This window comes from Kocuria tytonis, from assembly GCF_003226895.2.
Taxonomy (GTDB): domain Bacteria; phylum Actinomycetota; class Actinomycetes; order Actinomycetales; family Micrococcaceae; genus Kocuria; species Kocuria tytonis.
The window spans coordinates 94,543-121,518 of sequence record NZ_PNJG02000005.1 but is presented as its reverse complement, the minus strand read 5'-3'; the positions used below and the strand labels follow the sequence as shown (position 1 = coordinate 121,518).

At 69.6% G+C, this 26,976-nt stretch carries 27 protein-coding genes and 1 tRNA gene; 22 read left to right on the top strand and 6 right to left on the bottom strand.

Annotation, left to right across the window (positions count from 1 at the left end; genetic code table 11):
* The first annotated feature begins 1 nt into the window (after position 1).
* From C1C97_RS11780 to C1C97_RS11770, 3 genes are all read left to right on the top strand, one after another.
* Positions 2 to 1,195, top strand: a complete 1,194-nt coding sequence (locus C1C97_RS11780) for an acyl-CoA dehydrogenase family protein (RefSeq protein WP_121032019.1) — start codon at positions 2 to 4, stop codon at positions 1,193 to 1,195.
* Between the two features lie 341 nt (positions 1,196 to 1,536).
* Positions 1,537 to 2,919, top strand: coding sequence for a glycine--tRNA ligase (locus C1C97_RS11775; RefSeq protein ID WP_121032017.1), 1,383 nt, complete (start codon positions 1,537 to 1,539; stop codon positions 2,917 to 2,919).
* A gap of 4 nt (positions 2,920 to 2,923) precedes the next feature.
* A complete protein-coding gene (locus C1C97_RS11770) occupies positions 2,924 to 3,889 on the top strand; it encodes a GNAT family N-acetyltransferase (RefSeq protein ID WP_121032016.1) in 966 nt (321 codons plus the stop codon).
* 82 nt (positions 3,890 to 3,971) lie between these two features.
* Here the strand turns inward: C1C97_RS11770 and C1C97_RS11765 are convergent, their stop codons facing one another.
* From C1C97_RS11765 to C1C97_RS12225, 3 genes are all read right to left on the bottom strand, one after another.
* Positions 3,972 to 4,592 (bottom strand): maleylpyruvate isomerase N-terminal domain-containing protein, encoded by a 621-nt coding sequence (locus C1C97_RS11765; protein WP_110919857.1) that lies wholly within the window; start codon positions 4,590 to 4,592, stop codon positions 3,972 to 3,974.
* A gap of 214 nt (positions 4,593 to 4,806) precedes the next feature.
* Positions 4,807 to 5,322 carry a DUF3995 domain-containing protein gene (locus tag C1C97_RS11760; RefSeq protein WP_121032014.1) on the bottom strand — a complete coding sequence of 172 codons (516 nt, stop codon included), beginning with the start codon at positions 5,320 to 5,322 and terminating at the stop codon, positions 4,807 to 4,809.
* Positions 5,319 to 5,690: a DUF6463 family protein gene (locus tag C1C97_RS12225; protein ID WP_147406082.1), complete on the bottom strand. Its 372-nt coding sequence runs from the start codon at positions 5,688 to 5,690 to the stop codon at positions 5,319 to 5,321. The genes C1C97_RS11760 and C1C97_RS12225 overlap by 4 nt, the downstream gene beginning before the upstream one ends.
* Positions 5,691 to 5,705: 15 nt before the next feature.
* Between C1C97_RS12225 and C1C97_RS11755 the strand changes: the two genes are divergently transcribed.
* The 11 genes from C1C97_RS11755 to C1C97_RS11710 all read left to right on the top strand — a co-directional run bounded on the left by C1C97_RS11755 (position 5,706) and on the right by C1C97_RS11710 (position 18,353).
* The gene (locus C1C97_RS11755; protein ID WP_121032012.1) at positions 5,706 to 6,287 is read left to right on the top strand and encodes a TetR/AcrR family transcriptional regulator; all 582 of its coding nucleotides are present in this window, start codon (positions 5,706 to 5,708) and stop codon (positions 6,285 to 6,287) included.
* Positions 6,288 to 6,628: 341 nt separating this feature from the next.
* Positions 6,629 to 8,068 carry a sugar porter family MFS transporter gene (locus tag C1C97_RS11750; RefSeq protein ID WP_233542920.1) on the top strand — a complete coding sequence of 480 codons (1,440 nt, stop codon included), beginning with the start codon at positions 6,629 to 6,631 and terminating at the stop codon, positions 8,066 to 8,068.
* Positions 8,069 to 8,161: 93 nt separating this feature from the next.
* Positions 8,162 to 9,526, top strand: coding sequence for a galactokinase (locus C1C97_RS11745; RefSeq protein ID WP_121032010.1), 1,365 nt, complete (start codon positions 8,162 to 8,164; stop codon positions 9,524 to 9,526).
* Between the two features lie 421 nt (positions 9,527 to 9,947).
* A complete protein-coding gene (locus C1C97_RS12220) occupies positions 9,948 to 10,259 on the top strand; it encodes a hypothetical protein (RefSeq protein WP_147406081.1) in 312 nt (103 codons plus the stop codon).
* A 275-nt stretch (positions 10,260 to 10,534) separates the two neighbouring features.
* Positions 10,535 to 11,236 carry an ABC transporter ATP-binding protein gene (locus C1C97_RS11740; RefSeq protein ID WP_121032008.1) on the top strand — a complete coding sequence of 234 codons (702 nt, stop codon included), beginning with the start codon at positions 10,535 to 10,537 and terminating at the stop codon, positions 11,234 to 11,236.
* Between the two features lie 64 nt (positions 11,237 to 11,300).
* Positions 11,301 to 12,641: a hypothetical protein gene (locus tag C1C97_RS12215; RefSeq protein ID WP_158591156.1), complete on the top strand. Its 1,341-nt coding sequence runs from the start codon at positions 11,301 to 11,303 to the stop codon at positions 12,639 to 12,641.
* A gap of 23 nt (positions 12,642 to 12,664) precedes the next feature.
* On the top strand, positions 12,665 to 13,489 hold the full coding sequence (locus C1C97_RS11730; RefSeq protein WP_121032006.1) for a hypothetical protein: 825 nt from the start codon (positions 12,665 to 12,667) through the stop codon (positions 13,487 to 13,489).
* Positions 13,490 to 13,503: 14 nt separating this feature from the next.
* Complete coding sequence (gene dusB / locus C1C97_RS11725; RefSeq protein ID WP_121032004.1) at positions 13,504 to 14,688, top strand: tRNA dihydrouridine synthase DusB; 1,185 nt, start codon at positions 13,504 to 13,506, stop codon at positions 14,686 to 14,688.
* A 5-nt stretch (positions 14,689 to 14,693) separates the two neighbouring features.
* Positions 14,694 to 16,013 carry a deoxyguanosinetriphosphate triphosphohydrolase gene (locus tag C1C97_RS11720; RefSeq protein WP_121032002.1) on the top strand — a complete coding sequence of 440 codons (1,320 nt, stop codon included), beginning with the start codon at positions 14,694 to 14,696 and terminating at the stop codon, positions 16,011 to 16,013.
* Between the two features lie 92 nt (positions 16,014 to 16,105).
* Positions 16,106 to 18,157: a DNA primase gene (gene dnaG, locus C1C97_RS11715; RefSeq protein WP_121032000.1), complete on the top strand. Its 2,052-nt coding sequence runs from the start codon at positions 16,106 to 16,108 to the stop codon at positions 18,155 to 18,157.
* A 120-nt stretch (positions 18,158 to 18,277) separates the two neighbouring features.
* Positions 18,278 to 18,353, top strand: a tRNA-Asn gene (locus C1C97_RS11710).
* Positions 18,354 to 18,584: 231 nt separating this feature from the next.
* Here the strand turns inward: C1C97_RS11710 and C1C97_RS11705 are convergent.
* From C1C97_RS11705 to C1C97_RS12365, 3 genes are all read right to left on the bottom strand, one after another.
* Positions 18,585 to 18,962: a hypothetical protein gene (locus C1C97_RS11705; RefSeq protein WP_147406079.1), complete on the bottom strand. Its 378-nt coding sequence runs from the start codon at positions 18,960 to 18,962 to the stop codon at positions 18,585 to 18,587.
* A gap of 634 nt (positions 18,963 to 19,596) precedes the next feature.
* Complete coding sequence (locus C1C97_RS11700; protein ID WP_158591155.1) at positions 19,597 to 20,325, bottom strand: nucleotidyl transferase AbiEii/AbiGii toxin family protein; 729 nt, start codon at positions 20,323 to 20,325, stop codon at positions 19,597 to 19,599.
* Positions 20,318 to 20,656, bottom strand: a complete 339-nt coding sequence (locus C1C97_RS12365; protein ID WP_158591154.1) for a transcriptional regulator — start codon at positions 20,654 to 20,656, stop codon at positions 20,318 to 20,320. Before C1C97_RS12365 ends, C1C97_RS11700 begins: the two co-directional genes overlap by 8 nt.
* 488 nt (positions 20,657 to 21,144) lie before the next feature.
* On the opposite strand from C1C97_RS12365, the gene C1C97_RS11690 reads away from it, so the two are divergent.
* From C1C97_RS11690 to C1C97_RS11660, 8 genes are all read left to right on the top strand, one after another.
* Positions 21,145 to 22,236, top strand: coding sequence for an AI-2E family transporter (locus C1C97_RS11690; protein ID WP_121031996.1), 1,092 nt, complete (start codon positions 21,145 to 21,147; stop codon positions 22,234 to 22,236).
* A 188-nt stretch (positions 22,237 to 22,424) separates the two neighbouring features.
* Positions 22,425 to 22,769, top strand: coding sequence for a zinc-binding metallopeptidase family protein (locus C1C97_RS11685; RefSeq protein ID WP_199712259.1), 345 nt, complete (start codon positions 22,425 to 22,427; stop codon positions 22,767 to 22,769).
* Between the two features lie 204 nt (positions 22,770 to 22,973).
* Complete coding sequence (locus C1C97_RS11680; RefSeq protein WP_121031994.1) at positions 22,974 to 23,693, top strand: DUF998 domain-containing protein; 720 nt, start codon at positions 22,974 to 22,976, stop codon at positions 23,691 to 23,693.
* A complete protein-coding gene (locus C1C97_RS11675; protein ID WP_233542919.1) occupies positions 23,690 to 24,361 on the top strand; it encodes an alpha/beta fold hydrolase in 672 nt (223 codons plus the stop codon). Before C1C97_RS11680 ends, C1C97_RS11675 begins: the two co-directional genes overlap by 4 nt.
* On the top strand, positions 24,345 to 24,596 hold the full coding sequence (locus C1C97_RS12650) for a hypothetical protein (RefSeq protein ID WP_233542918.1): 252 nt from the start codon (positions 24,345 to 24,347) through the stop codon (positions 24,594 to 24,596). Before C1C97_RS11675 ends, C1C97_RS12650 begins: the two co-directional genes overlap by 17 nt.
* 231 nt (positions 24,597 to 24,827) lie before the next feature.
* Positions 24,828 to 26,024: a FecCD family ABC transporter permease gene (locus C1C97_RS11670; RefSeq protein WP_233542917.1), complete on the top strand. Its 1,197-nt coding sequence runs from the start codon at positions 24,828 to 24,830 to the stop codon at positions 26,022 to 26,024.
* Complete coding sequence (locus tag C1C97_RS11665; RefSeq protein WP_233542916.1) at positions 25,979 to 26,656, top strand: ABC transporter ATP-binding protein; 678 nt, start codon at positions 25,979 to 25,981, stop codon at positions 26,654 to 26,656. Before C1C97_RS11670 ends, C1C97_RS11665 begins: the two co-directional genes overlap by 46 nt.
* Positions 26,653 to 26,955, top strand: coding sequence for a hypothetical protein (locus tag C1C97_RS11660; RefSeq protein ID WP_147406078.1), 303 nt, complete (start codon positions 26,653 to 26,655; stop codon positions 26,953 to 26,955). Before C1C97_RS11665 ends, C1C97_RS11660 begins: the two co-directional genes overlap by 4 nt.
* The last annotated feature ends 21 nt before the right edge of the window (positions 26,956 to 26,976 follow it).

Below are 26,976 nucleotides of genomic sequence, written 5' to 3'. Positions count from 1 at the left end.
CATGAGCCCAGCCGCAGCATCCCCGCGCGGACCGCAGACCCTCCCGACCCCCGACCTGCTCCACCTGGAGGCGGAGCTCTCCGCCGAGGAGCGGGAACGGCTGCACGCCATCAACGACCACCTGCAGGCGCAGGTGCGGCACCAGAGCGTCGACGCCTGGAACAAGGAGGAGCTGCCGGTCCACCTGCTTCCCGGGCTCGCGGAGCTCGGTCTGGGACGTCTTGCGCAGGACGGCGGCTCCCGGCTGTTCCAGGGGCTCGTGCACACCCAGATCGCCCGCGCGGACGTCTCCCTCTCCGCGCTGCTGGGCATCCACAACGAGCTGATCGTGGGCACCATCGCCGCGTTCGGCTCGGAGGAGCAGAAGCAGACGTGGCTGCCCGGGCTCAAGGAGCTGCGGCAGCTGGGGGCGTTCTGCCTCACCGAGCCGGAGCACGGCTCGGACATCGCCGGGGGCCTCGCCACCACCGCCACGCGGGACGCGGACGGGTGGGTGCTCAACGGCTCCAAGCGCTGGATCGGGCTCGGCACCGTGGCGGACCTGGCCCTGGTGTGGGCCCGGGACACCGCGGACGGCCTCATCAAGTGCTTTGCGGTGGACACCTCCCTGCCGGGGTACGCGGCCACCAAGATCGAGCACAAGATGGGCCTGCGGATCATGCAGAACGCGGACATCGAGCTCACCGACCTGCGGCTGCCCGCGGACGCCCTGCTGCCCGGCGCGGCGTCCTTCCAGGCGGCCAACGGGCTGCTCAAGGACTCCCGCGCGTGGGTGGGCTGGCAGGCCGTGGGGGCGCAGCAGGCGATCCTCGACATCGTGCGCGACTACGCCCTGGAGCGCATCCAGTTCGGCAGGCCGCTCGCCAGCTTCCAGCTCGTGCAGCAGGTGATCGCGGAGGTCGCGGGCAACCTGGCGGCCAGCTCCGGGATGATGGCGCAGGTCACCCGGGTTCAGGACGCGGACGAGCTCGCCATGATGCAGGCGGCCCTGGCCAAGTCCACGGCCACACGCCTGGCCCGCCAGTCCGCCTCCCAGGCCCGGGACGCCCTGGGCGGCAACGGGCTGCTGAGCCACTACGGGATCGCCAAGGTCATGGCGGACATCGAGGCCATCCACACCTACGAGGGCAGCTACCACATCAACTCGCTCATCGTGGCCCGGGCCCTCACGGGCGTCTCCGCGTTCGTCTCGTAGCGACGGGCGGGCAACGACGCCGCCTGGTCGTCTCCGGCGCCCACCCCGCCCTCACCGGCGTGACCCCCCCCGTGCCGCCCGGTCCTCCTTCGCCCCGGAGTGCCCGGTTCCGAGCGCACGCTGGGAGGGCGGGTCGGTGGCGGCGCGGTGAGCCGCGCGGGACGGTGCGGGGCGCAGGGGCGCCGGCCGTGCGGCGTCGTCGTCGGAGGTTAGGCCCGCGCCGCGGAACCTCGCTACCCTGGAGCGGAAAGGCTCTCCCCGTGCGGGTCGAGAGCCTGAGCCCACCGATCCCCACGCGCGAGCCCCTGCGGGCGCCGCGCGAGACACGGAAGTGAGACCGTATGGCCCCGAAATCCACCCTGGACAATGTCATCTCCCTGGCCAAGCGCCGGGGCTTCGTGTTCCAGGCGGGTGAGATCTACGGTGGTTCACGCTCCGCGTGGGACTACGGGCCCCTGGGTGCGGAGCTGAAGGAGAACATCAAGCGCGAGTGGTGGCAGACCTTCGTGCGCGGCCGCGCGGACATGGTGGGCCTGGACTCCTCGATCATCCTGCCGTCCGCGGTGTGGCAGGCCTCCGGGCACGTGGAGACCTTCACCGACCCCCTGGTGGAGTCCCTGCACACCCACAAGCGCTACCGCGCGGACCACCTGCTGGAGGCGTACGAGGCCAAGCACGGCCACCCGCCGGTCAACGGCCTGGCGGACGTCAAGGATCCGGAGACCGGCCAGGACGGCAAGTGGACCGAGCCGCAGCAGTTCTCCGGTCTGATGAAGACCTTCCTGGGCCCCGTGGACAACGAGGAGGGCAAGCACTTCCTGCGCCCGGAGACCGCCCAGGGCATCTTCGTGAACTTCCTCAACGTGGTCACCGCGTCCCGGAAGAAGCCGCCGTTCGGCATCGGGCAGATCGGCAAGGCGTTTCGCAACGAGATCACCCCGGGCAACTTCATCTTCCGCACGCGCGAGTTCGAGCAGATGGAGATCGAGTACTTCATCCACCCGGACGAGGCGAAGCGCTACTTCGACGAGTGGGTCGAGGCGTGCTGGAACTGGTTCGTGGACCTGGGTGTGAACCCGGACAACATGCGCCGCTACGACGTCCCCGCGGACGACCGCGCGCACTACTCGGACGGCACCATCGACATCGAGTACCGCTTCGGCTTCCAGGGCTCCGAGTGGGGTGAGCTGATGGGCGTCGCCAACCGTACGGACTTCGACCTGAGCAACCACACCGAGGCCTCCGGCACCAAGATGCAGTACTTCGACCAGGCCTCCGGCGAGCGCTACACCCCGTACGTGATCGAGCCCTCCTTCGGCCTCACGCGCTCCATGATGGCGTTCCTGGTGGACGCGTACGTGGAGGACGAGGCGCCCAACACCAAGGGCGGCGTGGACACCCGCACCGTGCTGCGCCTGGACCCGCGCCTGGCCCCGGTCAAGGCCGCCGTGCTGCCGCTGTCCAAGAAGGAGGACCTGCGCCCCGCCGCGCAGCACCTGGACGCCGAGCTGCGCCGCCGCTGGAACATCGACTACGACGACGCCGGGGCCATCGGCCGCCGCTACCGCCGCCAGGACGAGATCGGCACGCCGTTCTGCATCACCGTGGACTTCGACACCCTCGAGGACCAGGCCGTGACCATCCGCTCGCGCGACGAGATGACCCAGGAGCGCGTGGGCCTGGACCGCGTGCAGCAGTACCTGGCCGAGCGCCTGGAGAAGTGAGCGCATGAGCATCGACTACCGCCCCTGGCGCGAGGACGACGACCTCTGCCTGCTCGAACTGTGGCCGGACGCGGAGTCCGCGCCCGTCCAGGCGTTCCGCGCCCGGCTGGGTGCCCAGGACCAGGACGGGTTCGCCGTCACGCTCGTGGCCACGGACGACGACGTGCCGGTCGCCGCCGGGGTCTGCTACGCCTCCGCGTGGCACCCGCGGCGGCTGTGGCTGTTCGTGGAGGTCGCACCGGACCACCGCCGCGAGGGGATCGGGCGGGAGCTCGTGTCCCGGCTGCGGGCGGCGGCCCGTGAGGCGGGTGCTCCCGTCGAGGCCCTGCGCACGCGGGTGACCCCGGGCTCCGCGGGGGAGGGCTTCGCCCGCTCCCTGGGCTTCGCGGACGCCATGCGCTCCCGCGTGGTCCGGGTGGACGCCGGAGCCCTGCCCACGCCCACGCTGGGGCAGAACGCGGACGGCTCCGACGCCGAGGCGGTAGAGGACCTCGCGACCGGCTCCGTGGAGCTGACCCGCGCCGTGGAGACCTTCTACCGTGAGGTCCACGAGTGGGACCCCGTGGGGGACGTGAGCATCGGCGCGGTCAACAAGCAGTTCCTCTCGGACACCGCCGGTGCCTACGGTGCCGTGGTGCTGCGGCGCACGGTGGACGGCGCCGAGGGCAAGGGCCCGATCGCGGCCTTCGCCGTGAGCTACCGCCCGTTCGACCCCGCCAACCCGCACGACGAGCCGCAGCCGAACGAGGTCGCGGACGTGCTGCTCGGCTACGTCCCGGGCGCCGCCGGTGCCACTTCGGAGCAGTCCGGTGCGGCGCTGGAGACCCTGTTGTCGCTGCTCGTGAGCGACTACCCGGTGGAGCTGGAGGTGGACGACTCGATGGGCCCGCTGGTCAGCGTGGTGGACAACCTCCTGGCCGCGGGTGTGGCCCGGGTGGTCACAGAAACCGAGACGCTCGTCCTGGACTAGATGTACTGGCCGGGGAAGTTGAGCCCGCGGTCATGTCTGCGGGCTGACGTGGCTCTGACAATGCGGTAGCAGGTGTTCGGATTCACTGTCTGCCGAACCCAACCAGCACCAAGGACAGGTCATCGTTTACTTTCGGGAGGTTGTCGTGCAGTGCCTCCACGGTGCGCCTACCGATGGCAACTGCTGCGGAAGCAAACGGGGTCTTTGCGGCGGACGTGTTCAAGTCGTAGTGGTGCACGAGGAGTTCCACGGCCCAAGTGGCGAGCAGGTCACCAGCGCTCAGGACGTGGCCCTGGAACGCGACGGCTGAATCCGGCATGTCGCGTACAGCTCGTTGCAGGCCTGCAATGACTTGGTCCAGGTGCTCCAGGGCGTGACGGGGGCGTGAATAGGCGCTGGCCGTGCGCCGTGTCATCAATATGCCCGGGACGGGGTCCGCATCGGCAGTGGTTTCCCACATCGTCCAGTAGGAAGCAGCGTCCGTGTCCGGAGGCGTGGTGGCGCGGGCAGGGATCCCTGCGAGGAGTTCCTGCAGTCCCATACGCACGTGGACGAGGCAGTCCAGGCGCGACCAGCCGTAGGCGCGGCTGGGGCCCAGAAGCGCATGATCATCCAAGGTTCGGATGGCGTCGTGGAAGCGGTCCAGCTCTTCGAGGAATGCCCCACGGGACTCGTCGAGGGACACGGTGCAGGGGCGGGGCATGATGACTCCTCGAGTCGTAGGTGGAATGACACGGAAAGAGTCTCACGTCGCGGTACTGACAACCCGCCTCTTCTGCATTGCGGCCGCCTCCGATCAATAGCAAGACGCTTGTTGCGGGAGTTGCCCTCCCGCACCATCGCCCGTTCGAGCCACGCCGGGAGCTCGCGATCGTGTCAAAGACGGCGAGTTGGGGATGGTTCTTGGTGTCTCCGATTCAGCTGGTGCTTCGGGTCACAGATCGCTGCGCATGCCCTCTGGGTCGCGCGGAGCATAGGGCACAGGCAAGGGCCACGCCCCAGACGAGGAAGAGCGGATCCCACAGCCAGGCATGACCGATCATCGCGTTGCGGTCGTAACGGCCGCCAGGGCGTATGACCCCGGCAAGGACTAGGTTCCCGACCACCGTGTTGAGCCCGCCCCACACGATCAGGACAACAGAGGCCGCCCACATCAACATCTGTGGGGCCCGCGGTGCGGGCCAGCAAAGCCGCACAAGCACTGCGGGAACGATCGCGAGGGCAAGCTTGACCAGGACGCCGGGCCACAACAGCCACAGCCGATCAGAAAATGTCTCGACGACGCGCGAGCCGAGGGTCCACAGCAACCACGTTCCGCCGGACGCCCAGTAGACCGTGGCCGCTGAGTGCACGACCCCGATCACCGCAGCCGCATCGGTAGCACGCCGCGAACGCCGCCGCCCAGGGCCAGGCACTTGCCCTTCACTGCTCATCGAGTCTGCAACCTGAATGCGTCCCGGCACATCGCAATACCTACGACCGTTCCCAGTCCAGCGCCAACAGACCTGGTCGCGGTGAACGCCGCCATCATCGTGGCGGTGAAGGCCGTCGCTGCGATTCGCGGCATTCGTTCGCCGGACCTGCTGGCCCCAGTTGCGAAACTGCCCATGGCCACTAACGCGCCCCCAGCCGCAGCAAACCACAAGGCTTGCCCGCTCGCCGCGTTGTCGTTCGCCGCTCCCCACCAGCCGCGCTGGCGCATCTTCACGAGTTCAGCCCAGTCGGCGAGGGCAAGGTGTGTTGCACCCATCGTTGCGACAACAATCCCGATCCACCTAGTTCGGCTTACATTGTAAGTCATGCTTACACTGTAATCATGAGTTTGCGAACGTCGTCAACCCCCCGCGGTTCTTTGACACGCGACCGGGTGCTCGAAGCCGCGATAGCCCTTGTCGACCGCGGAGGTGCGCAGGCACTGACCATGCGGCGCCTTGCATCAGAGCTCAACGTCGAAGCCATGTCGCTGTACAACCATGTTGAGAACAAACAGGACATCCTCGACGGGATGGCAGGCCTTCTCATCGCACGCATGCGCCCTTGGGGCGACGAAGTGCTTACTTGGAAAGAGGCCCTGCGAACAGTCTGTGTCACCTACCGAGCGACGATCACTGCTCATCCCCATGTTTTCGCCGGCCAGGGTGGGCGGCCCCTGGTCACCGGCGAAGATCACGCGGCATACCAGTATCTGATGACGATGCTGCGCGATGCCGGGTTTGATGAGCCCACCGCCGCAGACCTGTTCCAGGCCGGCTCTAAACTCACCCGCGGATTCGCCCTGTCGGACATCGCTAACCCCGCAGGCCCCATCGCCTCAACGGCTTGGGATCCCGACCGCGCGTTCAACCGCGCTCTGACCATACTTATCGACGGGTTCGAGGCGACGCTAGCCACCCCCTGACCGGTCACCGGACCGCACCATCCATGCCACCGTTCGTGGCGAGCGCATCACGCCACGCACACCCCCGCGCCGGCAGTCAACGCCGCCGCTCACGATCGCGGCCACCTCCCCAGATCCTCAACCAGCCGCCACAATTGACTTTCCTTGTGGCAACGTCTGCAACTGTCACTGATCGATCAACTGACGTCCCCGGTCAGTACAACTGGGCCTACCCGTGAAAACTCTCTCGCCGCGCACGCGGTGGAAGGTCTCTTGCGTGCCCAGGGGCATCAACTCGCCCCCGCGCATGTGCTTTCCGCGGTGAGGACCGTGGTAAGACGTTCAGGGACGAAAGGACACCCATGACCGGCTCCCAGGTGACACCACGCGACGACCGCGCGGACTCCCCTCCGCACGACACCGCCCTGCACGACACCACGCCCCTCAGCGGGCGGCTGCGGCTGATCGCCACGGTGGCCACGTTCGGGGGGCTGCTGTTCGGCTACGACACCGGCGTGATCAACGGGGCGCTGCCGTCGCTGGTCTCGGACCTGCGGCTCACCCCGTTCCTCGAGGGGCTCGTGGCGTCCATCCTCCCGTTCGGTGCGGCGTGGGGCGCGCCCTTCGGGGGCCGGCTCGCGGACGGTCTCGGGCGGCGTCGTGTGCTGATGGTGCTCGCCGTGGTGTTCGTGGTGGCCACCATCGGCTGCGCCACGGCACCAGCGGTGGGCGTGCTGATCGCGTTCCGGGCGGTACTCGGGCTCGCCGTGGGCGCGTCCTCCGTGATCGTGCCCGTGTTCCTCGCGGAGCTCGCCCCGGCCCACCTGCGCGGGCGCGTGGTGGCCCAGAACGAGCTGATGATCGTGGGCGGTCAGGCGCTCGCGTTCGTGTTCAACGCGGGGTTGGCGACGGCGCTCGGCCACCTCCCGCACGTGTGGCGCTACATGCTCGTGCTCGCCACCCTGCCCGCGCTGGCGCTGTGGGTCGGGATGATCGCGGTGCCCGAGTCCCCGCGCTGGCTGGCCCGGAACGGGCGCTTCGAGGACATGACGCGCGTGCTGCGTCGGATCCGGGAGGAGGCCTACACGCCGCGGGAGGCGGAGACGGTGCGGGAGCTTGCTGCACAGGACGCGGAACGCCCGGCCGCCAGCGTCCTGGACCTGGTGCGCATCCCGTGGATCCGCCGGATCTTCGGGATCGGTGCGGGCATGGCCGTGATCAACCAGATCTCCGGGATCAACGCGATCCAGTACTACGGTGTCACCGTGCTGCAGGATGCCGGCTTCGGGGGCAACGGGGCGTTCTATGCGAACATCATCCCCGGGCTGGTGGGCGTGGCCGCCGTGGGCCTGGCCATGGTGTTGCTCAAGCACGTGGGCCGACGCCCGCTGCTGCTCACGGGACTGGCGGGGACCATCGCCTCCCTCACCGCGTTTGCCCTGTGCTACCTGCTGATCCCCGGGGAGAGCGCGGCCCGGCCGTGGGCGGTGCTCGCGTGCATCGTAGTGTTCGTGGGCTTCGAGCAGTGCTGCGTGGGAACCGTCACGTGGCTGTACATGTCCGAGATCTTCCCGCTGTCCGTGCGCGGGGTGGGAATGGGCGCGTGCGCGTGGTTGCTGTGGATGATGACGTTCGTGGTGGGCCTGACCTTCCCGCTGCTCACGGACGCCCTGGGCGTGGGGTACACCGTGCTGACCTTCGTGGCCCTGCAGGTCGCGGCCCTCGTGTGGGTGCACCGAGCGGCCCCGGAGACCAAGGACCGCACCCTGGAGGAGCTCGAGGAGCACTTCCGCGCCGCGTAGGGGACAATGGTGTGTCGCCCCGGCGCCCGCGGCCACGCCCCACCGGGCCGCCGCGCCCCGCCACCACCGATCCACCACGTGAGGAATTCGTTCGTGTCCTGTGAACCCGCCGTCGTCACCCCGCCGGAGGAAGCCGGGTGCCCGCAGTGGGTGCCCCAGCCGGACGTCCTCGCGCGCGCCGAGCTGCTGAGCGAGCGCTTCGAGCGGGCCTACGGCCGCGCGCCAGTGGGTGTGTGGGCCGCCCCGGGACGCGCCAACCTCATGGGGGAGTACATCGACTACTCGGGCGGGATGTGCCTGCCCTTCGCCCACCAGTACGTGACGCTCACCGCCGCTGCACCGCGTACGGACGGCGTGCTGCGGGCGCTGTCCCTGCAGGACGCGGACGAGTCCGTGGCGGACCACCGGCTGCGTACCACCCCGGTGGCGGACATCGCCCCCGGCGCGATCGGCGGCTGGTTCGGCTACGCCGCCGGGGTCGCGTGGGGCATGCAACGGGTGGCCTCGGGCCGTTCGGATCACCCCGTCGCCGTCCCCGAGCTCGTCCTCTCCCGGGATTTCGGTGCGGACCTCATGGTGGACTCCACCGTGCCCATCGGTGCCGGGCTCGCGTCCTCCGCCGCGCTGGAGTGCTCGGTCGCGCTCGCACTGTTCTCCCTCTCCACGGGCGACGACGCCCCGGACGACCGCCTGCGCCGCGCCCTGGCCCGCGCGTGCATGGACGCCGAGAACCACATCGTGGGTGCCAACACGGGCGGGCTGGACCAGACCGCGTCCCTGCGCTCGCACGCGGGGGAGACCCTCGCCCTGGACTGCCGGGACTTCGAGGCCGCCCGACTGCCCGCCGATCCCTCCGCCGCCGGTCTCACGTGGCTCGCCGTGGACACCCGCGCCCCGCACCGCCTCGCGGACGGTCAGTACAGCTCCCGGCGCGAGCAGTGCGAGGCCGCCGCCGTGGTCCTGAGTGTGGCCCGCCTGCGCGACGCCCTGCCGGAACACCCCACCGAGGACGCCGCCGCCGCGGTCCTCGAGCGCTTCGACGACCTCGTCTCCTCCGGGGCCACCCTGCGCGGGAATCCGGAGGGTGTGCGCCTGCGGCTGCGCCACTCCCTGACGGAGATGGTCCGCTCGGTGCGCATCGCGGACCAGCTCTCCTCTGTGGACCCGGACTGGGCGCTCGTGGGTCGGCTGCTCGTGGCCGGCCACGAGTCCATGCGCCTGGACTGCCAGGTCACCGTCCCCGAGCTCGACGCCGCCGTGACCGCGTGCCTGGACGCCGGCGCCCTGGGCGCCAAGGTGGTGGGCGGCGGCTTCGGCGGCTCCGTGATCGCGCTCGTCCGAGCGGACGAGGCCGATGCGCTCGCCGCCTCGGTGTGTGCGTCCTTCGAGGAGCACGGTTTCCGCGATCCCCTGTTCCTCACCCTGACCCCGTCGGCCGCGGGGCGCAGGGTCCGCTAGTGCGTCCCGGGAGCAGGTGCGCGAGCGTTTCATGGTGTGGGCGCCCAGGCCGGCGGGACTCAAGGGGGAGACCCGCCTGAGCCGTTCCCAGGTGTTCATCGCAGCGGCTGCGGTTGCAGTCGTCGCCCCACCCCAGAAGATTGACTACATGCCCCCGCTCTTCAATCCAGTGCTGAGTGCTCAGAAACTCACCGGCGGCTATGCCCGGTCCCCCGCGTGGTGGAACGCCTCACCGGCACGGTGTCCGCTGGAACTGACCGGGCACGGCGGGTCAACCACTACACATCCGATTTTCTACCCGCTCATAAGTGGACGGTATTTGGTGGTCAGATGAGCGCAACAGTTGACAATTCGGGCATTCTGTAAAACCAGTAGGAACGGGACGACAAGGAACGGTATGGGCCAAATAACTCCAGGATTAGTGCTGATTGCCATTGCAGTTACGTTGGTGGTTTTTTATTATGTGGTGCGAGCTGCGTGTATCAGTGCTAACAACATTACGAGCCAAGGCACCCAGGCGTGGCAGGCTGGCAAGCGTGCAGGGGGGTTGTATCTGGACAATTTGGGGCGCATCAACGGCGGATTGGGAGTCCTGAGTCCCCACTCTGATGCGGAGAAGGAGCGGCTGCGCGATCTGAAGGACAGCAATGAGGAGTTGTGGGCCTCCGATGGGGATCCGGAGTGGGTGATGACCGAATTAGAAAAAATCAACGAAGAGGTTCGCAAATTCTGAGTAGAAGCTCTTCCCGCCACATCATATAGAAATATCGCTGTTTTATCGGCAACATGATAATTGCAGCGATTGAGCCGCTTTTGCCCACTATGCGGGATGGGAGCCCTGACCAGATGGGTACCAGGGCCTCCACAGGATTTCTGACCGTTCGACACTTGACTCGTGTGGCCGCGTGACATGCTCGGCGTAACGCGCGACTCTTGTCGGAAAGATGGCGCCTTCTCGTCAGTCCTGTTCTGGTTGCAGTTTCTGGCCCGCCCCAGAATACTGACCACATGCCCCCGCCTTCCGATCCAGTGCTGAGTGCCCGCGAACTCACCTGCGGCTACGCCGGGTCCCCCGTGGTGGAAGGCCTCACGTGTGCTGTGTCGGCCGGGGAGGCACTGGTGCTGGTGGGGCCCAACGGAGCTGGAAAGTCCACGGTGCTGCGAACGCTCGCCGGTCAGCAGCCGGCGCTTCAGGGGACCGTTGAGCTGTGCGGCCAACCCATGCGGGAGAATTCACCGTTCTACCGAGAGCACGTGAGTTCGCTCTTCGACGAGGACGCCTTTTTCCCGGGGCTTGCAGTGAGAGATCACCTCGAGCTCGTGGCACGAGGACATGGGCTTGACAACCCCGGTGACGTGGTCGAGGGGGCCCTGGAACGATTCGGGCTTCTCCCGCGTGCAGACTCCTCGCCCTATCGTCTCTCCTCGGGACAGCGTCGACGTGTCCTGTTGGCGGCCGCGTTGCTGAGACCGTCCTCGCTCCTGATTCTCGATGAGCCGGAGCAACGGCTGGACCACTCCTTCAGGAAGCTTCTTACGGGCGTTCTCCAGCAGGCCCGGGGACAGGGGACTGCGCTCGTGGTGGCATCACATGATCATGACTTCACACGAGCAGTGGCGTCCTCCGTGCTGACGATCGAGGAGTCCGGGGTGTGGTCCCTCGGTGAGAGCGTGGACCGTGGTCCGGGAGACCCCGGTGTCCATGAGTAGCGGCTTCGACGCACGGTGTTTCGTCGAGGAGCGGCAGCGGGCCGCTCGAGGTGCTTCACCAACGGTGGACCGCTGGACCAACGCGTACGTCGGTCTCCTACTCGCCCTGGTCATCGGCGCGTGGGTGTGGGGCATCGTTCATGCAACCGGGGACCAGATCGCGGCGCTTCGCGACGCCTCCACTCCGGGCGGTCCGCTGCACACGGTGCCCGCCTCATGGGTGGGCCATGGGTTCCCGGTCGCGGCCTCGGTGATTCTCGGGATTGCGCTCTGGGTCTCCCTCGTGCAGATCCTCTGCGCACTGGGCCCGGCATCTGCCACGCCTGCTGAGACGACGTGGCTGTGGCGGGTTCCCCGCGGTGGTGGGAAGGCCGTACGCCGCAGACTACGAAACCTGACTGCTCTGGTAGGGATCTCAGCGGGAGTGCTCGGATGCGTCGTCGGTTTCACCGGGCTGGTGGCCAGGTCATGGGGACCAGCTGCCGTCGTGGTCATGACACTCGTCGGCATCCTCGCGGGGTGTCTTGCGGTGGGCGCTGCAGTTTTGAGACAACGGCGCAGAAGCGGAGCCGCCCAGCACGAGCCGTTGCCGGGGTGGGAGCTCCGGCGGGCAGGACTGACCACGCGGCACCTCCGCAATGCAGTGGCCATCGGCTCGGTGGCAGGTGTGGAAGAAGCTGTTGCGGTCCGGGAACGTCGTCCGGCCCCTGCGGCCGTCAGGCGCCTCGTTGCGCGTGTCGGCGGGCCCAGAGGTGCCGTTCTGGTGGCCGCGTGTGCTGCGGAACAGTGGACCCGTCTGGGCGTGCGGTTCTTGATGACCGCAGTCATCGCCGTCACGCTGATGGTGGGATTCTCCGATGTGCTGATGCTGGCCGCGTGGATGGCGCTGGCCTTTGCGGGATGGCAGGGATTCGGCACCGGGACTGCCTATCTTCGTGACGTGCGCGCGGGTGTCTCGGCGGAGCGGCTGCTGCCAACATCGGCCAGGACCAACGCGCTCCTGAGGCTCGTGCTGCCGTGTGGTCTCAACGGCGTGCTGCTCACGGTTGTATCCGCGTTCCTGGCGCTGGCAACCCAGCAGCCGCTCGTCCCCGTAGTCCTCCTGGGGTTCCTGTCCGGAATGGGCATCGGCTGCGCCACTGTCCACCGGGTGATGAGCCCGCCAGCAGACCACACAGAGCCACTGTTGGAGACTCCCGCCGGGGCGCTTCCGGTGTCGTTCATAGCTTCCATCTTTCGGGGCTATCCGTTGGCAGCAATGCTCCTGACAGGCGTGGCACTGGGCCTGTTGGGTACACCTGCGCACGGGCCCGCTGCAACACTGTGTCTCGGCGGAACGGTTCTGGCGCTTTATTCGGCCTTGCGCTCCAGCGCGCGCTCCACCGCCCATGCCACGAATCCGTAACTACTTGAGAGCGCAGAATCAGCATGTTTGCAGCCCACACCTCCGCCCGCCGGCTCAAGCGCGCCACCGCAGCCCGTGAGCGCGGGGACCTCGTCGAGGCCCGGAGGCTGCTCGAGGACGCCCTGCGCACCGCCCGCCTGGGTGACGCGTGGTGCGCGGCGGGAGACGCGGCGTCGTCGTGGGGAGACCTGGAACGGGACGCGGGGAACCTCACCGACGCCGAGCACCACTACCGGATCGGCGCCGTGCAGTACCGCCGGGCGGAGCGCACCGCGCGGTCCGTGCGCGGGCGGGTGCGGTGCCTGGAGGAGTTCGGGGACGTGCTGCTCGCCCTCGGATGCCCGTGGGACGCATACCGGGTTTTCCAGGAAGGCGCCGAGGTGGCCGGGGTGGACCCCGACCGGCCGGCCCACGCGGGTAGCACCGGGTTCGTGACCCGCGAGGATCTGCGCTGGATCTCCCACCTGGCCACGGCGGCGCAGGCGGCCGGGCGGCGCAAGCTCGCGGAGGAGCACTACGAGGCGGTGCTGAGCGGCTGCGAGACGCGCCGGGACGTGGCCGGGCAGATCCTGTGCTGGCGGGGGCTCGCCGCGCTCGCCGCGGACCGGATGGCGTGGGCCGACGCCGCCCACGCCCTGGAGAACGCATCGAACCTGTACTCGGCCTTGTCGGACCCAGAGGCCCACACAGACGAGTGGGTCGCGTGCCTGCGGGAGCTCGGGGCAGCGTGCAAGACCCTGGGCCGCCGGGACGAGCAGGTGCGCGCGTTCAAGCTAGCGGTGCGCCTGGAGCAGCTCGCGGCGGGTGCCGCGCGCGCGGAGGACGGGAGCGCCGTCGGACGCAGGTGAGACAATGTCAGGCGATGAGCACCGAGACGACTGAGACCACGGACCGTGAGCCGGCCGTGCTGAACCTGAAGCCCCTGCACCTGGGACCGTTGATCATCGACGTCCCCGTGGTGCTGGCACCCATGGCCGGGGTGACCAACAAGTCCTTCCGCAAGCTGTGCCGGGAGTACGGCGGGGGCCTGTACGTGACCGAGATGGTCACGGCGCGAGCCCTGGTGGAGCGGCGGCCGGAGTCCCTGCGGATCATCCACCACGACCCGGACGAGACACCGCGCTCCATCCAGATCTACGGCGTGGACGCCGTGAACGTGGGCAAAGCCGTGCGGATGGTCGCGCAGGAGGACCGCGCGGACCACATCGACCTCAACTTCGGCTGCCCCGTGCCCAAGGTCACCAAGCGCGGCGGCGGCTCCGCCCTGCCGTGGAAGACGGACCTGTTCCGCGCGATCGTGAGCACCGCGGTGCGCGAGGCCGGGGACATTCCCGTGACGGTGAAGATGCGCATCGGCATCGACGACGAGCACCAAACCTACCTGGACGCCGGACGGATGGCCCGGGACGAGGGCGTGGCCGCCGTCGCGCTGCACGGGCGCACCCTGGAGCAGCACTACTCGGGCACCGCGAACTGGGATGCCATTGCTCGGTTGCGCGAGGCCCTCCCGGACATTCCCGTGCTCGGCAACGGGGACATCTTCTCCGCCGAGGACGCGGTGCGGATGGTCGAGCACACGGGTGTGGACGGCGTCGTCGTGGGCCGCGGCTGCCAGGGCCGCCCGTGGCTCTTCGGGGACCTGCAGGCCGCGTTCGAGGGCAGCCCGCGCCGCTTCCGGCCGGGCGTGCGCAAGGTCGCGGACACCGTCTACCGCCACGCGGAGCTGCTCACCGAGGAGTTCGGGGACGAGGCCAAAGGCTGCCGCGAGATCCGCAAGCACGTGTCCTGGTACTTCAAGGGCTACCCCGTGGGCGGTGAGCTGCGCGCGAAGATGGCGCAGGTCCCGGACCTCGCCGCGCTGCGCGAGCTGCTGGACCAGCTGGACCTGGACGCCCCCTACCCGGGCGCGGACGTGGAGGGGTCCCGCGGGCGCGCGGGCTCGCCCAAGAAGCCGCACCTGCCGGACGGCTGGCTGTCCTCGCGGATCCTGGGCGACGCCGAACGGCTGGGTCTCGTGGCCGCCGAACTCGACGTCTCGGGAGGCTGAGCGCCATGCACACCCCCGACCGCCTGGGCATGCTGGCCCCCGGCTACGAGCCCTCGGACACCGAGCGCTACGTCAGCGAGGACCACCACAACCGCCACCGCAGCCACTTCGAGCGGGACCGCGCGCGCGTGCTGCACAGCTCCGCGCTGCGCCGGCTCGCGGCCAAGACGCAGGTGGTCGCCCCGCAGACGGACGACTTCGTGCGCAACCGCCTCACCCACTCGCTGGAGGTCGCGCAGATCGGGCGGGAGCTCGGCAAGGCGCTGGGGTGCGACCCGGACGTGGTCGACGCCGCGTGCCTGTCCCACGACCTCGGCCACCCGCCCTTCGGGCACAACGGGGAGACCGTGCTCGCGCAGCTGACCCGGGGGATCGGGGGCTTCGAGGGCAACGCCCAGACCCTGCGGCTGCTGGTGCGGCTGGAGCCCAAGCTGGTGACGCCCTCGGGGGAGCCCGGGGGGCTGAACCTCACGCGCGCCACGCTGGACGCCACGTGCAAGTACCCGTGGTCCGCCGCGGACGCCCCGCCGCGGTCGGACGGGCGGCCCAACCGGAAGTTCGGCGCGTACGAGGACGACCTCCCCGTGTTCGAGTGGTTCCGGGAGGGCGCGGTGGAGGGCCGCAAGTGCCTGGAGGCGCAGGTCATGGACCTCGCGGACGACATCTCCTACAGCGTGCACGACGTGGAGGACGCCGTGGCCGCCCACGCCCTGCAGCTGGACCTGCTGGCGGAGCCCACCCAGCGCGGGCGGGTCATCGAGTGCACGCGCGGCTGGTACCTCCCGGACGCCACGGACGAGGAGCTCGACGCCGCCCTGCGCCGTCTCGAGGCCACGGCGGCCTGGGTGCCCCGCATGGACGGCACCCGCGGGGACCTCGCGCGGCTGAAGAACATGACCAGCCAGCTCATCGGCCGCTTCGCGATGTCCGCGGTGGACGCCACCCGGGAGGTCGCCGGGGAGGACCGGCTCACCCGGTACCGGGCGTCCCTCGTGGTGCCGCGCGAGACCGAGCTGGAGATCGGGGTGCTCAAGGGCATCGCCACCGCGTTCGTGATGACCGTGCGGGACGCCATGCCCCTGTACGAGAACCAGCACGAGATCCTCACCATCCTGGTGGAGGCCCTCATGGAGACCGACGGCCGGTTCCTCTCCCCGGAGTTCGCCGCGGACTGGCGGTCCGTGGACGACGGCCCGGGGGCGGAGGCCGCGCGGCTGCGGCTCGTGGTGGACCAGATCGCGTGCCTCACGGACCACTCAGCCGTGGCGCTGCACGACCGGATTCGAGGCACCAACTGGCGCACGGGGGACAAGCCGCTGTGGTGAGTTCTGCGGGTGACCACCCACCGTGCGGGGCGCCCTGTACACCCGCCCGAGCGGCGTCGTTCCCGGTTTGACGGGGTGCCTAAACTGGCCCAGTGGCCGGACTGATCAAGCGTGAAGACATCGACGAGGTTCGCGCGCGCACGGACATCCGCGAGGTCGTCGAGCAGTACGTGACGCTCAAGCCCGCGGGGATCGGTTCCTACAAGGGGCTGTGCCCGTTCCACGACGAGCGCTCGCCGTCCTTCCACGTGCGCCCCCAGATGGGCACCTACCACTGCTTCGGCTGCGACGAGTCCGGGGACGTGATCGCGTTCCTCATGGAGATGGACCACACCCCGTTCACGGAGACCGTGGAGCGGCTGGCCGCGCGCGTCGGCCACGAGCTGCACTACGAGCAGGGCGGGGCGCCCAACCGTGAGGAGGTGGGCCGTCGGCAGCGCCTGCTGGACGCCCACAAGGTGGCCGCGGAGTTCTTCCAGCGCAACCTCTACACCCGCCAGGCCGCCGCCGCCCAGAAGTTCCTGGGGGAGCGCGGCTTCGACCAGGATGCCGCCCGCACCTACGGGGTGGGCTACGCACCACAGGGCTGGTCCCACCTGCTGAACCACCTGCGCAACCAGGGGTTCACGGAGCAGGAGCTCAAGCTCACGGGCATGTTCTCGGAGGGCAACCGCGGGCTCTACGACCGGTTCCGCGGTCGGCTCATCTGGCCCATCCGTGCGGTGGCCGGGGAGGTGATCGGCTTCGGGGCGCGCAAGCTCTACGAGGACGACCAGGGCCCCAAGTACCTCAACACCCCCGAGACGCAGCTCTACAAGAAGTCCCAGGTGCTTTACGGCATCGACCTGGCCAAGCGGCCCATCGCCAAGACCAAGCAGGTGGTGGTGGTGGAGGGCTACACGGACGTCATGGCGTGCCACCTGGCCGGGGTCGCCACGGCGGTGGCCACGTGCGGCACGGCATTCGGCCCCGAGCACATCAAGATCGTGCGCCGCTTCCTTTCGGACGACTCCGCCGGTGGCGAGGTGGTCTTCACCTTCGACGGCGACGCCGCCGGGCAGAAGGCCGCGCTGCGCGCCTTCCAGGAGGACCAGCGCTTCGTGGCCCAGACCTACGTGGCCGTGGAGCCGCACGGCATGGACCCGTGCGACCTCCGCCTGGCCCGTGGGGACGTGGCCGTGCGGGACCTCGTGGAGACCCGCACCCCGCTGTTCGAGTTCGCGCTGCGGGCCACCATCAAGGAGCACGATGTCAACAGCCTGGAGGGACGGCTGCGCGCCATGCGGGCGTGCGCGCCCATCGTCGCCCAGATCCGCGACCCCTCCCTGCGTCCCGCCTACGCGCGGGAGCTCTCGGGGTGGCTCGGGATCGAGACGGACGAGGTGATGCGCGCCGTGAGCGCGGCGGCCAAGTCTGCGCAGCGCGGCGGTTCGGGGCCTGCCGGATCAGGCACCTCCGGTCAGGGGCACGCCGGTGCGGGGTCCTCAAGTTCTGGGCGTTCTGCGTCGGGGTACTCCGGTTCCGGGTACGACGGCGCTCGCGGCCGACAGCAGGCCCCGGCGCCTTCGCACGGGGGAGCGGACCGTGATCCGCGTGCATCCCAGGGAGCGGTCGGCGCTCGCGGCGGTTCTCCCGACGAGCCGCAGGGGCCGCGTCCTGTGGAGCTGCCCGATTCCCGGGAGCCGGTGTCCCGCATGGAGCGCGAGGCGCTGGAAGTGGTGCTGCAGGTCCCGGACCTCGTGCCGCTGGCCTACTGGGGGCACTTCGAGTCCGCGGGCATGACGTACCGGGTGCACCAGGTGATGCACGACGCCGTGGTTGGTGCCCGCGCGGACCTCGGCGAGCAGGTGCAGGGCGGACGCGTGTGGCTGGAAGCCGTGCGGAACCACCTGCCCGAACCGCTGCACGGCTACCTGGCGCAGCTGTCCGTCACGCCGCTGCCCGCGGCCACCGAGCAGCAGATGCGCAACTACGCGGTGGGGGTCATCACCTCGCTCGTGGAGATGCACATCAACCGCGAGAAGTCCGACAAGCTCGCACACCTCAACCGGCTCAACGCCCAGCGCGAGCCGGACCTCTACCAGCAGCTCAACCGCGAGCTGCTGGACCTGGAGCTGCAGCGGCGCAGCCTCATGGGGGTCTGACGCGCACCTTCGCGGTGGCAACCGGGGCGCGGTGCCTCGTTGGGGTGCCGGCCTCCAGCAAGTTGAGGAAGCCCGCAACGGAAGGTAGAGTATCGTCTCGTTGCGCGGCAACGTGCACATTCCCCCGTAGCTCAATTGGCAGAGCATTCGACTGTTAATCGAAGGGTTACTGGTTCGAGTCCAGTCGGGGGAGCCACCACGGAGGCCTCCTCCCCGGAAGGGGAGGGGGCCTTTTCCGTGTCCGCATCGAGCGACGTGAGTTCCACCGTGGTCCGCACGATCGACCGAAGGGTCGGTTTCGCATCCGATTCTCGCCCTTGGGGGACTGCCCCGCTCGACGATGCGTCTTGCGTCCTTCCGCCGCGGTGCTTGGCGAGGCGAGCCTAACCGGGTGACGGAGCGGTGGCGTGTGTCCGCCCTCTCGAGTCTAGGCGTCGCGTTTATCGCGGAACGCCCCCGCGGAGTGGAAGACGCGGTCGCCGAGAACGCCGAGACCCAGGAAGAACAGCATCAGGGTGATGTGCTGCGCCTGCTCTTTCTGATCACCGGCGATCTTTGTCTGCACTGCCAGAAGGTCGTTGGTGTACCAGCCGTTCACCACAGCCTGCTGGGGAGCACCATGCGCGCTGTCCTCCCGCAAGGTGTAATTCATGGCCGCCGAGCTCACCCCCTGTGACCAGTCACCCGACTCCCCGCTGGGGGCCAGGGGCATGGAAAAAATAAAGAACCCTAGGAGCATGAGTGCGGCCCACGAGAAGCGCACCATGCTCCAGTTGATAACTCGTTTCTTCTTGGAGCCTTTCATGGGTCTGTTGCTCTGCGAAGCTGCGGGGGAGGGGGTAGACGCTTCAGGAGAAGTGGGGTGGCTCATCAAGATGTTTCCGTTCGGAGGGGGAGGGTAGCGGGGGTGCTTGCCCAGGCAGGATTACGACAATGACAAGGCGAGGAGGCATTTGCCGCAACAACGTTGAGTTCGTCCCCTCGGTTGCTCGCTACGGAATCAACCGTGAAGACACTGTCCAGGTGGTTCGCTCTTCTGAGGTGCAGGTTTCAGCTCCGGGTCGTGACGACCACGCAGACGCCACCTAGCTCCCTGGCTACCCGAATCCACAGAGGGGCAGCTGGTTGGATTTCATCGCGGAGATTCGGCCCCACGACGGGCGCTGATCTTTGACGTGATTGATGCGGCCGGTAAATTTCGTCCTACCGCCGGGAGAACTGATGGGGATGGACGACTACGAGGATCTTTCTCGCCACGTCGAGCCCGGGGCCGTCACCCCGTACGCCGGTCGTAGGTCTTGACGAACTCATTCCCGTGAGTCACCCCCGTCCCGAAAAGAAGAGTCTTGCCCTGTCCCCGGGGAACTGAGCTATCCACCAGGAATCGGCCTCCCTAAGGAATGCGTACCTGTCTGCGGGGCCACCCCGGGCATAAGGCTTTACTGCGGGGACCTGTTCCACGGTGCATCCGGTTCTACTTGCGCAATCTTCTGTTGACGTAAGTCGGTCTGCTCTTGTGCAGGAGTAGCGATGGCTTGGGCCCACTGCCGGCACCGTTGCTGGACGGCCTGCCAGCCCGAGGGATTCGTACCGTAGGCGGCGACGTCATCAGGGGTCAGCAGGCCTACCCGGCGCAGCTGTTCTGCGAAGATTTGGCGATCGAAGCCGGGGTCGCGTTCGGCGGCGATGTAAAGGAGCTCCTTGTCGGTGAATTTTCCGGATGCGCGAATTGCATCCAGGTCGAGAAAGTCGCGTGCTTCCGCGCGGGAGTACACAGCTCCGACCTTGGCGGCGATAGCGTCGCGCACTGAGAGCACCGGGCCTACCTCCAAGCGGGCTGGTTCGTATCCGCGCCAGTCCACGCCCATGTCGACGTCGACGTGGTAGCCATCGGCGGTCGTCAAGGAGAACTGGGCGTACAGCGGTGATTGCCGAACCAGGGAGACGTCCAAGCCGTTGTCGGTCCATGCGAGGGCCACGCGTTCCACGGCTTGGTCGAATGCTGCCGAGTCCATGGAGGTGGTGAACAGGTCGACGTCTTCGGTGGGTCTGTCAGTCACACCGTGCTCTCGGATTGCACCGGAACCTGCTAGGACGAAACCATCCTCGCCAATCGTGTCCAGTGCGACGCGGGTGATGCGGCGTTGCCAATCGGTGAGCTCAGACATGCTGGGGCCTGGCAGCGAGAGCCGGAAATCGGTCCTCCCACAACTCACGGACTCGCGTCGGCAGGATGAGGTCGTCCCAGATCTCCACCAGGCGTTCGACGTTGACCAAGGCCTGGACATCGGCCAGGGTACCCTCGGCCAGCGCGGAGACGTAGACGCGCTTGAGACCGTAGTCCTCGTCGAGATTGAAGCGGCGTGATCCCGGAGCCCAGTACAGCGAATGCGAGAGTTCCACCCACCCAGAGGATGGGCCGCGCAGCTCGTCCAGAGAATCGGGTACGGCGTAGGGCTTCAGGTGGTGGAAGAACACGCGTTGCTCCGTCATGGTCATTACTCTCCTCGGGGTACATCGTAGGCGCGAGGTCGGCCGTGCTGACTGTGCACGGTTCACGTCGAGGTGTGCCGCGATCTGCGTCCCCCTGAGAGCCGACGAGCCCGACGTCGTGGTCAGCCACATTGGCCGCGGGACCGCATCCGTATCCGCTCCCCGCCCTCCGTCCCGACCCCGCGATGCTGGGCTGCGCGAGCCCGTCGGGGCGAAAGACCCGTGGTGCGCGTCCGCCCCCCCCCCGGGTCTAGGGTGTGAGAGCGCGACCGCGAGCGGACCCGGCCTCATGCTGCGGATGCTGCTCCTCGCGCCATCCCCGAGCCTCCGGCCCAAGGACATCCTCGATGACGGATTCCGGCTCCTCCGCTTCCCCCCAGTCCGCGGCTTCCACGCGCGGCGCCGCTGCGACCCGGCAGAGCCCGGAACGACAGTCCCCGGCGCCGACGGCCTCCTCGCCGCAGGCCCCGGCCCCCGCTCCCACGCCAAGGCAGATGTGGCGTGACGCCTACGGCCGGTCGGCCATCCGGGCCCTGCAGACGCTGATCCTGGTGGTGGCGATCGGGCTGGGCGTGTGGCTGGCCGTGACCCTCAAGATCGTGGTGCTGCCGATGCTCCTGGCCCTCATCATTGCCTCGGCCATGAACCCGATCATCCGGTTCCTGCGCCAACGGGCCGGCTTCAACCGCGTCTGGTCTGCCATCACCGCCCTGCTGGCCATCCTGGCGGCGCTGGCCGCCGTGCTGTTCGGCATCGCGCTGACGGTGCGCAACGAGTGGTCCGACCTTGCGCAGAAGACCCAGGAGGGCGTGAACAAGCTGGTGGAGATCCTCACCGGCTGGGGCGTCCCGCTGGACGACACCCACCTGAACGAGTACCTCTCCCAGGCCACCGAGTTCCTCAAGAACAGCGGTGCGGAATCCAGCGCGCTGTCCGGGGTCTCCGTGGCCACCGAGATCCTCACCGGTGCGCTGCTGACGATCGTGATCCTGTTCTTCTTCCTGCTGGACGGGGCGCGGATTCGGGACTTCTTGGTGGGGTTCCTGCCGGAGCGGCTGAGGGAGCGGGCCAACGAGGCCGGGCGTGCCTCCGTGCACGTGCTGGGCAAGTACATCCGCGGCACCGTGGTCATCGCCGCCTTCGCCGCGGTGTGCGACCTGATCGCGATGCTCGTCATGCAGGTGCCGCTGGCCTTCCCCCTGGCGGCCCTGATCTTCCTGGGGGCGTTCATCCCCATCGTGGGCGCCCTGGTCACTGGGTTGGCGGCCGCCCTGGTGGCGCTGGTGGCGGCCGGTCCGGTCGCCTCGGTGGTGCTGGTCATCGTGGTGATCCTGGTGAACCAGATCGAGCACCACATCCTGCAGCCCAAGGTCATGGGCACCGCGCTGAGCCTGCACGGCGTCGTGATCATCGCGGCCCTGGCCATCGGCGCGCACGAGGGCGGGGTGGCCGGTGCGCTGCTGGCGGTCCCCCTCACGGCGGTGCTCTGGGCCAGCTTCAAGACCTTCCGGGACATGCGCGACAGCGCCCCGCACCCGCTGCCCGCAGTGGACGACGACGAAGCGGCACCGGCCGTGCAGGCCTGAGCCCCGGTTGGGCCGCGGACTTCTCTCCATGGCGCCCGAATTCGTGGTGTGACGAACGCAAGTCGCGCATGGGCTGCTCGCGGCGGGGGGCGATTTCTTCGACAAGTGTTCGGACCGGAGCCCTCAGCCAGGGGAGCGAGCCACGTGTACCCGGAGGACAGCGGCGCATCCCGCGAGCAGGCCCCGGAATGCCAGCGGCTCGTCAGGAAGCGCATCCGGGGGCCGCCGAGCCCGCCCCCGATGTGGTCCCGCACCGCGCCCGCCTGGCCTACGACGCCCGCGCGGACACCATCGCCCAGCTGGAGGGCCCCGGCGGTGCCAAGGAACGGCTGATCCGCTGCTTCGAGGCCGACGCCCTGCCCACCGGCTGCTCGCTGGAGGGACACGACGACTGGCCCGCGTTCTCCGAGTTCCGCAACGACGACCCCATGAGCCGACGACGCCGCCTGGGCGGGTCCACGGACACGGCCGCGGACCCCGCACAGCGCGAGCGCCTGACCCGTACCGCGGAGGAGCTGGCGTCCCGGGACTGATCCCCGCGGCAACCACACCCTCCGGAACCCCGCGACCTCGCCGGAACCTGCGGCAGCTCAGGGTCCCGCGGCGACGCCGACCGGCTGGGGAAGGCCGGACCGGATGGCTCTCGTTGGCCCCCGGGACGGTGCACTGTCCTAGTGGAGTGAGCGGTCGCTGACGATTAGCTGTCCCATGACGATGCAGGCGGGTGACCCGGTTCCATGACCCTGGCTTCGCGCCGCCTCAGCAGCGTGGTCGCCGTCCTGTACTCCACGTGGCTCGTGGCCCCGCTGCTGGACCCGCAGCTGCACCCGTGGACGTCCTACGCCTCCGAGTACTTCGTGGCGGACCGTCCCGCGGCCACGCTGCTGCGCACCACGGACGGGATCGCCGGGATGCTGCTGATCGTCATGGCCGTCCTGTCCTACTCCCGTGCCCGCACGCTGTGGCGCGGGCTGCCCCGCGGCTCCGGTGCGACGGGCACCTCCCCGCCCACGCGGCGTCGTGCGCGCTGGGCGGTTCGCGTATGGCGCGCGGCGCTGGCCGTGGCAGGCGCGGCCACGGTGGTGGACGCCATCAACCCCATGACGTGCGCGCCCTCCGTCTCTCCCGAGTGTGCGGCGGCTGAAGCCGCGGGAACCCTGCCGCTGCAGCACCACATGCACACCGTGTCCTCCGCCATTGTGGGGATCGCGTTCGTGGGGACCATGCTGGCCTCGCTCGTGCTGAGCTCCGCCGCGGACCGGGTGACCCGGATCGCGAGCTGGGCGGGGATCGTGACCATCACGCTGTCCGGGATCGACGCACTCGTCACCAGGATTCCCACCGAGGGGATCACCCAGCGGATCTCGATGGTGGCGATCGTCGTGTGGCTGGTGGCCGCGGCGGGGCTGCCGGTGGTGGACCGGGTGCGCGCCGCGCGCCGAACGGTCCCGGCATGAGCCCGGCCCCGGGAACGCTGTGGCGGGAGCACCTGCGTGAGCTCGCGGTCATGGACGCCCCCATCCGCGTGCTGGACATTGGCGCCGGTCCCGCGGTCGTGTGCTGCTCGGGTGTGGCCTCCGTGCTGTGGGACTGGGTTCCCGTGGTCGAGCTGCTGCGCGCGGACCACCGCGTGATCGTGCTGGACCGTCCCGGCTACGCACCGGGTCAGGAGGTCCCCGAGACCCTCCCGGAGCTGGACACCGAGGCCGCGCGACTGCTCGCCGTTCTCGACGCCCTGGACGTCCCCGGCCCGGTCACCGCGGTGGGGCACTCCTTCGGCGCCGCCGTGGTCGAGGCCGCAGCCCGCCTGTATCCCGGCCGCTGGGGGTCCCTGGTGCTCCTGGACGGCTCCGTCCCCGAGGCCGAGGGTGCGGACCCGACGCACGACGCGGCCCGCACCGCCCGCCGCTCCCGCCACCGCACCCACCCCGCGGTGCGCTCCCGTGCCATCCGCAGCATCTGGCGGCTCACGGGCCCGGCCGTGTCCGTGGCGCTCGTGCCCGGGCGGCTGCGTGTGGCGCGCCTCGTGGGGGGGTCTGTGCGCCGAAGGTGCGTCCTCGAACGTCCTGCTGGCCTCCCTGCGGGACCTCGCGGGTTACGTGGGCTGCATGAACCGGCTCCGTGAACTGCGCACCCGCCTGCCCCTGGACCCCCGCGTGCCCCTCACGGTCGTGGCCGCCAACGGTCGCGTGCCCCGCCCGGGACTGACCCGGTGGGTCCGCCACGTCCTCGCGCAGGCCGGGCAGCTGGCGGGGGAGACATCTGTGCGCTGCGTGGTGGTTTCCCGCAGCGGGCACTTCGTGATGCTAGACCGGCCGCGCCGCGCCGCCGAACTGATCGCCCGCGCCGCCTCCCGCTGAGGCACCGCCGAGTCGATTCACCAGCGCCGGCCCCCACTGACGCACCGGCGCACGACGCCGCCCGCTCACCGTGCCGTCCCCGGCCCGCCCCTGCGCTCGCAGCCCGCGGGTCCGCTGCCCGGTGAACGGGTCGTCGTCGGCTCGCCCCTGCAGTGACGGTTCGCGGCGTCACGACGTCCTCCCGGTGGGGATTTTGTCCGGCTATGTGCGAATGATTATCATTACGGTGTCATGCACACTTCGCCACGCCTGTCTCCCCGCGCCCACGTGCTCGTCGTCCTTGCCCTGCTCATGGCCCTGGGAGCGTCCGTGCCCGTGGCGGTCTCGTGGGGAGCGGCCCCCATTCCGGTGGCGGACACCGCACGGTTCCTCTGGGCCGCCGTCACGGGTGGCGCCATCTCCACGGCGGACTTCACCGACTACACGGTCATCCTGCAGCTCCGCACACCGCGGGTGCTGCTGGCCGCCGTGCTCGGGGCGGGGCTGAGCGCCCTGGGCATCGCCGCGCAGGCCATGGTGCGCAACCCCCTGGCGGACCCGTTCATCCTGGGGATCTCGTCCGGGGCGGCCGTGGGCGCGAGCGCCGTCGTCTCCTGGGGACTCTTCGCGGCACTCGGGAGCCTGGCGCTGAGTGCGGCGGCGTTCGTGGGTGCGCTGGCGGCGTCGGTGCTCGTCTACCTGCTGTCGCGCACCCCGGGAGGCGTGGCGCCCGTGCGGCTGATCCTCACCGGTGTGGTGCTCTCCTTCGGCTTCCTGGCGCTGATGTCCGCAATCGTGTTCTTCGACGCCAGGGGCGACGCCGCCCGCACCGTCATGTTCTGGATGCTCGGCTCCCTGGGTGCGGCCACGTGGCAGCAGCTTCCGCTGCCGGCGGCGGCCACCGCGCTGTGCCTCGCGTGGCGCGCCCGGGACCTGGACACCCTCTCCATGGGGGACGGTTCCGCCGCGAGCCTGGGCGTGGACCCTGACCGGATGCGCGGGCAGCTGTTCGCGCTCACGGTCCTGGGAACCGCCACCCTCGTCTCCGTCTCCGGCACGATCGGCTTCGTGGGGCTGGTGGTCCCGCACGCCACGCGGATCGTGCTGGGCCCGGCACACCGGCGCGCCGTGCTGGTGGCCCCGCTCGTGGGCGCGTTGTCCATGGTGTGGGTGGACCTGCTCAGCCGGGTGGCCGTCCCACCACGGGAGCTGCCCCTGGGGGTGGTCACCGCGCTGGTCGGCGTCCCCGTGTTCCTGGTGCTGATGCGCCGCTCCGGCTACGTCTTCGGGGGCTCGCGGAGACCGCGCGCGAGACCGGCCTGGAGCTGCGGGAGGTGCGGCTCGACGTCGCCGGGCGCACCGTGGTGCCGGGCCTCTCGCTGCGGGTGGCCCCGGGGGACGTCGTGGGACTGGTCGGTCCCAACGGCTGCGGGAAGTCCACCGTCCTGAAGGCCCTGTACCGCGCCCTGGTGCCCAGGGGCGGCGCCGTGCTGGTGGACGGGGACCCCCTGCGCGGGATGCGCCACCGTGACTCCGCCGCCCGGATCGCGGCACTGCCCCAGGAGGAGCGGGTGGAGCTGGACTTCCTGGTGGCGGAGGTCGTGCGGCTGGGCGCCGCGGCCAACCCCGCAACGCCGCGGGAGGAGGTGGAACCCGCCGTCCAGGAGGCCATGGTGCGCGCCGGCGTGCACGAGCTGGCCCACCGCAGCGTGCTGGGGCTCTCCGGGGGTGAGCGCCAGCGGGTGCTCATGGCCCGGGCCCTGGCCCAGCGCACCCCGTACCTGCTGCTGGACGAGCCCACCAACCACCTGGAGCTGCGCCACCAGACAGAGCTGGTGCGCACCCTGCGCGGCACCACGGTGCACCGCCCGGCCGTGCTCATGGCGCTGCACGACCTCAACCTCGCGGCCGCGCTGTGCGACCGCGTGGTCGTGCTGGCCCACGGCGAGATCGTGGCGGACGAGGCCCTGCACCCGGACACCGTGGAACGCGTGTACGGCGTGCGGCCCGTGGTCATCACCCGTCCCGACACCGGGACACCCCACCTGCTGTTCCCCATCACCCGAGAGGACCCCTCATGAACACACCCCCTGCACCGCACCCTGCGCACCCCGTGCCGCACGGCGCGGACCCCGCAGCCCGCTCCCGGGCGGTGACCGGGCGGCGCCCGGACGGCCGAGCACGCACCGGGGCGGGCCAGAGCGCGGGGGTGTGCCTCGGGGCGAGCGTGGCAGGGGTCGGCCTCGCGGTGGCCGGGTGGGCCGGCGCCGGCGTGGGACTCGCGGTCGTGACCCTGCTGGCCGCGATCGCGGCGGTGCGGGCTGCCGTGGTCCTGCGCGCGTGGGACGAGCCGTCCGGCAGCGGGACGGGCACCGCATGAGCGCCCCGGCGGGACCCGTCC

Excerpts from the sequence above, each read along its gene's own strand:
- C1C97_RS11780 (WP_121032019.1), top strand. The coding sequence starts at position 2 with ATGAGCCCAGCCGCAGCATCCCCGCGCGGACCGCAGACCCTCCCGACC.
- C1C97_RS11775 (WP_121032017.1), top strand. The coding sequence starts at position 1,537 with ATGGCCCCGAAATCCACCCTGGACAATGTCATCTCCCTGGCCAAGCGC.
- C1C97_RS11770 (WP_121032016.1), top strand. The coding sequence starts at position 2,924 with ATGAGCATCGACTACCGCCCCTGGCGCGAGGACGACGACCTCTGCCTG.
- C1C97_RS11765 (WP_110919857.1), bottom strand. The coding sequence starts at position 4,592 with ATGCCCCGCCCCTGCACCGTGTCCCTCGACGAGTCCCGTGGGGCATTC.
- C1C97_RS11760 (WP_121032014.1), bottom strand. The coding sequence starts at position 5,322 with ATGAGCAGTGAAGGGCAAGTGCCTGGCCCTGGGCGGCGGCGTTCGCGG.
- C1C97_RS12225 (WP_147406082.1), bottom strand. The coding sequence starts at position 5,690 with ATGACTTACAATGTAAGCCGAACTAGGTGGATCGGGATTGTTGTCGCA.
- C1C97_RS11755 (WP_121032012.1), top strand. The coding sequence starts at position 5,706 with ATGAGTTTGCGAACGTCGTCAACCCCCCGCGGTTCTTTGACACGCGAC.
- C1C97_RS11750 (WP_233542920.1), top strand. The coding sequence starts at position 6,629 with ATGACCGGCTCCCAGGTGACACCACGCGACGACCGCGCGGACTCCCCT.
- C1C97_RS11740 (WP_121032008.1), top strand. The coding sequence starts at position 10,535 with ATGCCCCCGCCTTCCGATCCAGTGCTGAGTGCCCGCGAACTCACCTGC.
- C1C97_RS11730 (WP_121032006.1), top strand. The coding sequence starts at position 12,665 with ATGTTTGCAGCCCACACCTCCGCCCGCCGGCTCAAGCGCGCCACCGCA.
- dusB (WP_121032004.1), top strand. The coding sequence starts at position 13,504 with ATGAGCACCGAGACGACTGAGACCACGGACCGTGAGCCGGCCGTGCTG.
- C1C97_RS11720 (WP_121032002.1), top strand. The coding sequence starts at position 14,694 with ATGCACACCCCCGACCGCCTGGGCATGCTGGCCCCCGGCTACGAGCCC.
- C1C97_RS11705 (WP_147406079.1), bottom strand. The coding sequence starts at position 18,962 with ATGAAAGGCTCCAAGAAGAAACGAGTTATCAACTGGAGCATGGTGCGC.
- C1C97_RS11700 (WP_158591155.1), bottom strand. The coding sequence starts at position 20,325 with ATGTCTGAGCTCACCGATTGGCAACGCCGCATCACCCGCGTCGCACTG.
- C1C97_RS12365 (WP_158591154.1), bottom strand. The coding sequence starts at position 20,656 with ATGACCATGACGGAGCAACGCGTGTTCTTCCACCACCTGAAGCCCTAC.
- C1C97_RS11690 (WP_121031996.1), top strand. The coding sequence starts at position 21,145 with ATGTGGCGTGACGCCTACGGCCGGTCGGCCATCCGGGCCCTGCAGACG.
- C1C97_RS11685 (WP_199712259.1), top strand. The coding sequence starts at position 22,425 with ATGCCAGCGGCTCGTCAGGAAGCGCATCCGGGGGCCGCCGAGCCCGCC.
- C1C97_RS11680 (WP_121031994.1), top strand. The coding sequence starts at position 22,974 with ATGACCCTGGCTTCGCGCCGCCTCAGCAGCGTGGTCGCCGTCCTGTAC.
- C1C97_RS11675 (WP_233542919.1), top strand. The coding sequence starts at position 23,690 with ATGAGCCCGGCCCCGGGAACGCTGTGGCGGGAGCACCTGCGTGAGCTC.
- C1C97_RS12650 (WP_233542918.1), top strand. The coding sequence starts at position 24,345 with ATGAACCGGCTCCGTGAACTGCGCACCCGCCTGCCCCTGGACCCCCGC.
- C1C97_RS11670 (WP_233542917.1), top strand. The coding sequence starts at position 24,828 with ATGCACACTTCGCCACGCCTGTCTCCCCGCGCCCACGTGCTCGTCGTC.
- C1C97_RS11660 (WP_147406078.1), top strand. The coding sequence starts at position 26,653 with ATGAACACACCCCCTGCACCGCACCCTGCGCACCCCGTGCCGCACGGC.